Source organism: Microbulbifer sp. ARAS458-1, from assembly GCF_045348205.1.
Classification (GTDB): Bacteria; Pseudomonadota; Gammaproteobacteria; order Pseudomonadales; family Cellvibrionaceae; genus Microbulbifer.
Genome location: NZ_CP155838.1, coordinates 2,297,294 through 2,304,370, shown reverse-complemented (window position 1 = coordinate 2,304,370; position 7,077 = coordinate 2,297,294). Strand labels below are relative to the sequence as shown.

At 56.1% G+C, this 7,077-nt stretch carries 6 protein-coding genes; 2 read left to right on the top strand and 4 right to left on the bottom strand.

Annotated elements, in window-relative coordinates:
• Positions 1-113: 113 nt before the first annotated feature.
• The 3 genes from dnaQ to AAFH99_RS09430 are packed head-to-tail and all read right to left on the bottom strand — an operon-like array spanning position 114 to position 2,169.
• A complete protein-coding gene (dnaQ, locus tag AAFH99_RS09440; RefSeq protein WP_043316737.1) occupies positions 114-833 on the bottom strand; it encodes a DNA polymerase III subunit epsilon in 720 nt (239 codons plus the stop codon).
• A gap of 3 nt (positions 834-836) precedes the next feature.
• Positions 837-1,277: a ribonuclease HI gene (gene rnhA, locus AAFH99_RS09435; protein WP_081847926.1), complete on the bottom strand. Its 441-nt coding sequence runs from the start codon at positions 1,275-1,277 to the stop codon at positions 837-839.
• A 46-nt stretch (positions 1,278-1,323) separates the two neighbouring features.
• Complete coding sequence (locus AAFH99_RS09430) at positions 1,324-2,169, bottom strand: class I SAM-dependent methyltransferase (protein ID WP_406827577.1); 846 nt, start codon at positions 2,167-2,169, stop codon at positions 1,324-1,326.
• A gap of 184 nt (positions 2,170-2,353) precedes the next feature.
• On the opposite strand from AAFH99_RS09430, the gene gloB reads away from it, so the two are divergent.
• Positions 2,354-3,112 (top strand): hydroxyacylglutathione hydrolase, encoded by a 759-nt coding sequence (gene gloB / locus AAFH99_RS09425; protein ID WP_043316745.1) that lies wholly within the window; start codon positions 2,354-2,356, stop codon positions 3,110-3,112.
• A gap of 218 nt (positions 3,113-3,330) precedes the next feature.
• Entirely contained in the window at positions 3,331-4,905 is a 1,575-nt protein-coding gene (locus AAFH99_RS09420; protein ID WP_043318143.1) for a LysM peptidoglycan-binding domain-containing protein, read from the top strand.
• 78 nt (positions 4,906-4,983) lie between these two features.
• On the opposite strand, the gene AAFH99_RS09415 is transcribed toward AAFH99_RS09420, so the two are convergent.
• Positions 4,984-6,882, bottom strand: a complete 1,899-nt coding sequence (locus AAFH99_RS09415) for a SurA N-terminal domain-containing protein (RefSeq protein ID WP_406827576.1) — start codon at positions 6,880-6,882, stop codon at positions 4,984-4,986.
• Positions 6,883-7,077: the final 195 nt, after the last annotated feature.

Sequence of the window (7,077 nt, the reverse complement as noted above, 5' to 3'; positions counted from 1 at the left end):
TGTTTTCTTCGCAGAATCATTGTAACCAGATTGGTTCAGGCTTTTTCAGTTATCCCAAACTGTGGGACAGCAGTGGCCCAAGGCCCCTTTTTTTATTGCAGCAAAGCAGACACTCACCAAAAATGCTTACCGCCCGCCTTTTCCAGCTGCCCGAGAAACTCCTCGTGGGCCTGCAACTCATCGGCGCTTGCCCGCACTACCGGCAACGGCGCCCGCTGCGCACTTAAGCGGCGAATGGAACCCGCCTCCTGTGCCTGGCTTTCGGGATCGTCATCATTGGAAGCATCGGCACCGGCGAGTGCGAGATCCGTCTGCCCACCAGTCATCATCAGGTAGACGTCGGCGAGAATTTCCGCATCCAGTAGTGCGCCGTGCAAATCTCGCTGGGAATTATCGACGAAATAGCGCTTGCACAATGCATCCAGATTATTTTTCTGGCCGGGATGCTTTTCGCGCGCCAGCGCCAGGGTATCCAGCACCCCGCAGTGAGCCGTCACGCTCTGCCAGCGAGGGCTTCCCAGTCGCTTCAACTCGGAATCAATAAACCCCACATCGAACGGCGCATTGTGAATCACCAACTCTGCACCATCACAGAAAGTCATGAATTCATCGGCAATCTGCGAAAAAATCGGCTTGTCGACGAGAAACTCATTGGTGATCCCGTGGACCTCGATCGCGCCATCATCCACCTCGCGCTCCGGATTGATGTACTGATGGTAGTGACGACCGGTCAGCTTGCGGTTGATCAGCTCAACACAACCTATTTCAATAATCCGGTGGCCGGACTTCGGGTCCAGACCTGTGGTTTCCGTATCCAGAACTATCTGACGCATGGTTTAGGACTCTCCCAACTCATCTATGCCGCGATTGGCCAACGCATCGGCGCGCTCATTGCCTGGATCGCCGGCGTGCCCCTTCACCCAGTGCCAGTGCACTTCGTGTTCACCGATAGCGGCATCCAACGCCTGCCAGAGATCCGCGTTCTTTACCGGTTTCTTCGCAGAAGTCTTCCAGCCATTTTTCTTCCAGTTGTGTATCCAACCGGTAATACCCTGGCGGACGTACTGGGAATCCGTATGCAGATCCACTCGACAGTGCTGATTCAGAGCCTGCAATGCCTGAATGGCCGCCATTAACTCCATTCGATTATTGGTCGTCAGCGACTCACCGCCACACAGCTCTTTTTCTGCATCGCCACTCATTAGCAATGCTCCCCAGCCACCGGGGCCGGGGTTTCCACGGCAAGCGCCATCGGTGTATATGGTGACCTGTTTCAAATCGTACTCGTTTAGAATTTTTTGACTGGTTGCCGAGCAGGGCGTGTCAGCGCTTACTGTTCCGACCCCGCTTGTGTGAGGGCAGTGGCTTGAGCCTGTCTCTCGCCGCTATGCGTGGACTGCTGGGCACAACACTCAGAGCCGGCTTTTTCTCACCGCGCCAATTGAGCTTGATCGTACGCATCCGCGCCACTTCTTTGCGCGCGACTATGATGTAAAAGCCTCCCCACGGCAAGTGCCACCGGGTCCCCACACGCTCCATCCACGACGTCTTGGCAAGAAGGTCCCCATGCGTCAGGGGTAAACGGAAGAAACCGCGCTCAATCTCGCCAGACTGAAGACCCAACAGATTCATCCAGTCGGCGATACGCGCAGCGCGTAACTGGTTGCCGGACTGATATGGACTCGACGATCGAAACAGGCGTGTGAGCCCCAGCAAGGAAAATGGATTGAAGCCAATCAGAACCATATGCCCACCGGGTATAAGCACCCGCGCCGCTTCTCGCAAAACCTGGTGAGGTTGCGGAGAAAAATCCAACAGATGATGTAAAACTGCCACATCGATAGATTCTGAAGGAAGCGGCAATTGCTCAAACTCAACAAGTGCAGCCCCCTGACCTTGCGTGCAAGGGCTGAGCTTGAAGCGGTGATTGATACGACTGCACGCGGCGAAATCCACCTGCCGGGCCACACTGGCCTGCATCAGGTGATAACCAAACAGCCCCTCCACCACCGGCTGAACCAGTGCCAACTGCTGGGTCAAAATCTCCCGCCCCAAACCACTGTCGAACCAGTCACTCAGCGCCGGGCAGGACTCGGCGAGCGGAGCTATGGGCGCTTTCCCGCGATAGAACAGGGATTTTTTTCCCGGCTTTTCCGGCATCCGCGTCATCTCCAGCTCCTTTTCCCGTCATCCAGTTCCTGTCATCCAGTTCCCGTCATCCAGCCATTGCCACCCTATGGTCGCACGCCCCTTCCAACACTGACCAGTCACACTGGTGACAACATTCTTCCTGCCGCAGCATTGTGCCTATGTTAGGGTTCGCCAATCATCCTTAGGTTAGCGGGGACAGCCAATGATCACAATCCGCCCGATCCCGGCATTTAACGACAACTATATCTGGCACTTACAGGAAAATGGAGAGCACTGGGTAGTGGATCCGGGTGACGCCGCACCGGTAATGGCGGCATTGCAGGGGCAGCGTCTCACCGGCATTCTCCTGACCCACCACCATTTCGATCACACCGGCGGTGTAAGCGCTCTCACCAGCGCCTTTGACTGCCCGGTTTACGGCCCCGCAACCATCGAAGGCGTCACCCACCCACTGGAGGAAGGTTCCCGGCTTACCCTACTCGGCAGACATTGCAGGGTTTTTGAGGTGCCAGGTCACACACTCGATCACATCGCCCTGCTTATGGAGGATGGCGCTGAGCGGTACCTGTTCTGCGGCGACACACTGTTTGCCGCCGGTTGCGGGCGCCTGTTCGAGGGCACACCGGATCAAATGCATCAATCTCTCTCCAGACTCGCGGCACTGCCCTCGCACACGCTCGTCTACTGCACCCACGAGTACACACTCGCCAACCTGGCGTTTGCGCTGGCCGCTGAACCACAAAACCAGGAATTGATCGAGCGCCAGCAGGCCGCCAGAGCACAGCGCGATCGCGGTGAGCCCACCCTCCCGTCCACTATCGGTCTGGAACGTGCCACCAACCCCTTCTTGCGCACCGCGGAACCCAGCGTTCGCCAACAGGCCCTGCAGCGTGGGGCATCGGCCAGCGCGGATACTGTGGAAATTTTCGCCACCTTACGCCAATGGAAGGACGTTTTTTGACCAAATTCCATTGACCGGAACCAATCCCCCTCTTTAGAATCAGACAATTACAAATCAAAGCTCAAGTGTATTATTTGGCGACTTGATCCCGAGGCCACATCTGTCAGCAGCACTTTCTGCTGGAGGCCCGGGGCCTGCCAGAATCGCATCCGAGGAGCGCTGGGCGCGCTTTGCAGGATTAGAGAGCCACAAGATAACAACAGATCGTGGACACCAGAATGGTTTATAAGAAGTTTGCCGTTGCGCTACTGGCAGCGGCCGTGGGGGCCTGCACGCAGATTGATTCTGCACCGCAAAACGCAAACTCCTCTCAGAAAAATGGGGCCGCTCAAGACCTGACCACTGGCGGGAGCGAGCACAACGAAATCAGCCAGAACATCTTGAACGTCACCGAGCCGGCCCTGCCGCCGGACGATATCTGGCAACGTCTTCGACAGGGATTTACCCTCGACCGTGAAGTCCATCGCCCCAAGGTAAAAGATTACGTAAAATACTTTTCTTCCAACCAGGGCTATATGGCCCGGGTAACGGAACGCTCCCGCCGGTATATCTTCCATGTCGCCGAGCAGCTGGAACAGGATAATATTCCACTGGAATTTGCCCTGTTACCGATTGTCGAGAGCGCCTACGACCCCTTCGCGTACTCTCATGCCCAGGCATCCGGTATGTGGCAGTTTATCCCTGCAACGGGCCGCTCATTCGGACTTCACCAGAACTGGTGGTATGACGGCCGCCGCGACGTGGTGGAATCCACCCGCGCCGCATCGGAATACTTCAATTACCTGTCCGCAAAATTCGACGGCGACTGGCTGCTGGTCCTGGCCGCATACAACGCCGGAGAAGGGACTGTTCGCCGAGCCCGAGAGCGCAATGCCCGTCAGGGCAAGGGCACCAGCTTCTGGGACCTGAAATTACCTCGCGAGACCCAGCGATACGTACCGCAATTACTGGCACTTGCCGAAGTGGTATCGCGCTCAGACCACTACCGGGTTCCACTGCATGATGTTGGCAACGAACCCTATTACGCAGCGGTCAATGTGGGCAGCCAGATCGATCTGGCCCAGGCTGCCGAACTGGCCGGTGTGGAAATTGAAGAGCTGCATCTGTTGAACCCCGGGTTCAACCGCTGGGCCACAGACCCGGACGGAAACCATCGCCTACTGGTACCCCGCGATAAAAGTGCTCGATTCATTGAAGCACTGGAAAAACTCCCTGCAGACCAACGTGTCAGCTGGCAACACTATCGGGTGGCCCGCGGGGATTCTCTGTCGGTGATTGCACGCCGCTACGAAACGACAATTACAGCCATCCAGCAGGCAAACAAGCTGCGCGGCAGTAGCATTCGAGCAGGTCAGACTCTGCTGATACCCAGCGCCTCAGGACCCAACACCCAATACGCCTACGCCATTGACCAGCGGGTAAAACGCCGACAGAACTCAGGGAAGGGGCAGAAAACCAACTATACCGTTCGCCCTGGCGACACCCTTTGGGCGATCGCCCGCAAGCTGGATGTGAAAGTGCGCGAACTCGCCAGCTGGAACAGCATGGCACCGGGGGATACCCTGCGCCCGGGCCGCCAGCTGGTCGCCTACAGCAACAGTGACAGCAGCGACAGTAGAACGACCCGCAAACTCTCCTACCGGGTACGCAACGGTGACTCCCTCTACCGTATCGCACGTAAATTCAGCATCGACATCAGCGATATTGTGCGCTGGAATAAAATCAGTAAGAACAGCTATCTACAGCCTGGCCAAAGACTGACCCTGTTTGTGGATAGCGCCAACAACGGTTAACGAAACAAACTTTTCCAGCAGACATAAAAAAACCGGCGAGATTCGCCGGTTTTTTTATTCAGCAATCAAAGCTGGCAATCACTGAGCCTGTTCCGCACGGAATATTTCTACATCCGCCTTACCGGCCAGGAACTGCTGCACTGCCGCAAGCTCTGCACTACCCTGCATCGAAGCCAATTGCTGTAGTAGTGCATCTCGTTGCTCTTTGCTTTGCCGCGCCAAATCGCCCGCACGTACAGCACGTAACTGAACAACCACCACATCGCCGCTGGGCAGAGCGAACTGCTCTAGTGTGCGTGCTCCCGGGCGGGGTTCATTCATCGCGAATACTTTGCTCACGACCTCACCCCGTGCACCGAAGCCACCACGGCGAGTCTTATCACTAGTCTCCAGCGTCAGGCCTTCTGTCTCAGCGACGCTCGCCAGCCCCTCACCGGCGGCTGCCTGTTCGCGAATCTGCTCAGCCTTGCTTGCGAGTTGCTCACTGGCTTTTTCGCGTTTCAGCTGCTGGACGATCTCTGCCTTCACCTCTTCCAGCGGCTTTACACCGGCGGGTTTGTGCTCGACAACACGCAACACCACAGCGTGATTTTCGGTAAGGTTCAGCACGTCGGAAGTATTACCATCCTCCAGCACCTCCGGTGCAAAGGCCGCAGAGATTACCTGACCCTCACCAGTGATACCGCTACCTCCCTGACGAGAGAATAGTGCAGATTTCTGCACACTAACGCCCAACTCTTCCGCCGGCGCTGCCAGCGTTTCCGCGTTGTACGCAAGGTCACCCAGGCGGCTGACCGCATCGACAAATTCGCGTTCCGCTGCAGCATTGCGCAAGCGAGAGGAAATAGCCGCTTTGCGCTCTTCGAAGGTCGGTGGCTCCGCATCCGCAATTTCGATCAGCTTGATAAAGTGGGTTCCACCATCGGTTTGAACCGGGCCGGACACCTCACCTACCTGCAATTCTGCCAGCGCGTCTTCAAACGCTTCAGGGAATACATCACCAGAAGTAAAGCCCAGGTCGCCCCCCTCTTCGCTGGACACAATATCGTCGGAATACTGTTTTGCCAGCGCCTCAAAGGATTCACCTTCGTTCAGCTTTGCCTGTACTTCCGCGATCTTGGCTTGCGCGGCCTCGTCATCCCCTTCTACCAGGATGTGTGCGGCATGACGACGAACATTAGCCTCGAAGTTTTGTACCTCCTGCTCGTACTGAGCCCGTACGTCCTGCTCAGAGATATCGATATTCGCCGCAAACTGCTCAGGCGTCAGCTCGATGTACTCAATCGCTACCTGCTCCGGGCGCTGGAACGAGGCCTGATTTTCGCTGTAGAAGGCGTCTACCTCTTCGTCGGCAATTTCGATGCCCTCGAGTAATGGGGAAGCAGACAGCGTAACGTAATCAAAGTCGCGCTCCTCCATGGATACCGCCACGATGTTCTCCGCATCGGTCCGTGTGCTGAACGCAGTGTCGGACACGCTGCTTATAAACTGCTGCATCACCATTTCCTGCTCAAGCAACTGACGGAATCCTGCAGGACTGTACCCCATGCGGCGCAGCCCCTCGCGGAACATCTGCTGATCAAACTGGCCGTTTACCTGAAACCCGGGCATCTGCACAATTTCTTTATCTACAGCGCCGGTGCTCATGGCCATGCCGCTATCCAAGGCCGCCTGGCGCATGACTGCGCTATTAACAAGCTGCTGTAGCACGGGGCCGCGCAGCTGCTCATCGGTGAGCAGATCGCTTGGTACATTTTCGCCGTATTGGCTTTCGATCATCGCGCGGCGATTCTGAATCGCCCGTTGCAGATCCAATTGGGTAATCTTCTCCCCATTTACCTCCGCCACTTTGTCGGCGGAGCCACCACTGGCACCGGTGAAGAAATCAATCCCACCGATCACCATGATAAATCCGAAAAACGCCGCAACAATAATGGCGGCCGTTCCCTTCAGGTTGTCACGCATGGACTGAAGCATATTCAGCTCCGAAATTAACTCTTGTCAGTATTCAGGCAGATCAATCTTTATTGTTGTATCGATCTCAGGTCCAGGGTTTGCTGAGGCCGATCAGGACAAATTATCTGTTGATCCTGTTTACAATTTTTTCTTTCACAAACAAAAAAGGCGCATCCAGATGATACGCCTCTTTGAAGCATTGCTTTTACAAGGCTT